General features: G+C 69.3%; 2 protein-coding genes. One reads left to right on the top strand and one right to left on the bottom strand.

Translation table 11 applies throughout. The features are described from left to right. Complete coding sequence (locus tag AC1D12_RS32585) at positions 1-747, top strand: outer membrane protein assembly factor BamD (RefSeq protein ID WP_477845274.1); 747 nt, start codon at positions 1-3, stop codon at positions 745-747. A gap of 3 nt (positions 748-750) precedes the next feature. On the opposite strand, the gene AC1D12_RS32580 is transcribed toward AC1D12_RS32585, so the two are convergent. Then, on the bottom strand, positions 751-1,764 hold a 1,014-nt coding region (locus AC1D12_RS32580; protein WP_477845273.1), incomplete at its 5' end, for an ATP-dependent DNA helicase.

The following is a 1,764-nucleotide window of genomic DNA, read 5'->3' as shown; positions in this document are numbered from 1 at the left end:
GTGTTGGCCGCCCTGCTCGCAGCCTGTGGCTCGACCCCGAAAGACGAAACGGCCGGGATGACCGTCGAGAAATTGTATGCAGAGGCGAAGTCCGAAGCCGATGCCGGCAGCTACGACCGTGCATTGAAGCTCTACGAGCGCCTCGAAGGCCGCGCCGCCGGCACGCCGCTCGCGCAGCAGGCCACGCTGGAGCGAGCGTACCTGAACTACAAGACGGGCGAGAAGGCGACGGCGCTGTCGATCCTCGAGCGCTTCCTGAAGCTGCACCCGACCAGCCCGGCCTTCGACTACGCACTGTACCTGCAGGGCGTCGTCAACTTCAACGACAACCTCGGCCTGTTCAGCAGCATCGCGCGGCAGGACCTGTCCGAGCGCGACCAGCAGGCCTCGAAGGACTCGTACCAGTCGTTCAAGCAGCTGGTCGACCAGTTCCCGCAGTCGAAGTACACGCCGGACGCGCAGGCGCGCATGCGCTACATCGTCAACTCGCTGGCGGCCTACGAAGTGCACGTCGCCCGCTACTACTACCGGCGCGGCGCCTATGTGGCCGCCGCCAACCGCGCCCAGCAGACGGTGCAGGAATTCCAGCAGAGCCCGGCGACCGAAGAGGCACTGCACATCATGGTGCTGAGCTATGACAAGCTCGGGCTGCAGCAGCTGCGCGACGACGCCGGGCGCGTCTTGCGCAAGAACTATCCGAACAGCGAGTTCATCGCGTCCGAGCCGCTGCCGGCGACGGCGCAATAGAACTCAGAATGGAAGCGCCTGCGCCTGCAGGCCTTCCAGCCACTCCAGGGCTTCGGCCTCGGCCATCACCCGCGTCATCGGCGGCAAGGCATCGCGCAGCCGCTTGCCGTAGTTCATGCCGGCCATGCGCGGATCGCAGACCACCAGCAGCCCGCGGTCGGTCTCGCTGCGGATCAGGCGCCCCGCGCCCTGCTTCAGCGACACCGCCGCCTCGGCGATGAAGTAGTCCGAGAACGGGTTGCGGCCCTCGCTCTCCAGGCGCTTGACGCGCGCCTCGACCAGCGGGTCGTTCGGCGGCGGGAACGGCAGCTTGTCGATCATCACGCACTGCAGCGCGTCGCCCGGCACGTCGATGCCCTCCCAGAAGCTCTGCGAGCCGACCAGCACCGAGCGCGGCTGCGCGAGGAACTGCTGCAGCAGCTGGCGCTTCGGCATCGAGCCCTGCATCAGCACCTGGATGTTGTCGCCCTCGGATTCGAAGGTGTCGCGCAGCCGTTCGCCCACCGTCTGCAGCGCCCGCAGCGTGGTGGTCAGCACGAAGGTGCGCCCGCCCAGCGCCCGCGCACAGCGCGCGGCCAGCGCGACCACGGCCGGCGGGTGCCCGGGCTCGTTCGGCTTCGGGAAGGCGGCGGGAATGTAGAGCCGCGCATGCGCGGCGTAGTCGAACGGGCTGCCCACCCGCAGCGTCAGCGCGTCTTCGAGCCCGGCCGATTCGGTGAACCACGACAGCCGCTCGTCGTCGCCGAGCGTGGCCGACGTGAAGATCCAGGCGCGCGGCGCCGCATCCATCTGCTCGCGCAGCGCGTCGCGGATGTCCAGCGGCGACTCGACCAGCCGCGCCTGGTGCGGCGACAGGTCGATCCAGCGCACGCAGCCCGGCGCGGCCGGCTGCTCGAACTGCGCGGCCATGCGGCGGAAGTTCTGCGCCCGCTCCATCAGCTTCGAGAAATCGGGGGCGATCTCGCTGACGGTGTCGAGGCCGCGCTGGGCCGCCTCGCAGGCCTGCGCCACGCCCTG

The sequence above is a fragment of the Rhizobacter sp. P1_G5 genome (genome assembly GCF_056405435.1).
The sequence above is the reverse complement of the archived record's forward strand: the minus strand, read 5'-3'. Positions and strand labels throughout refer to the sequence as shown.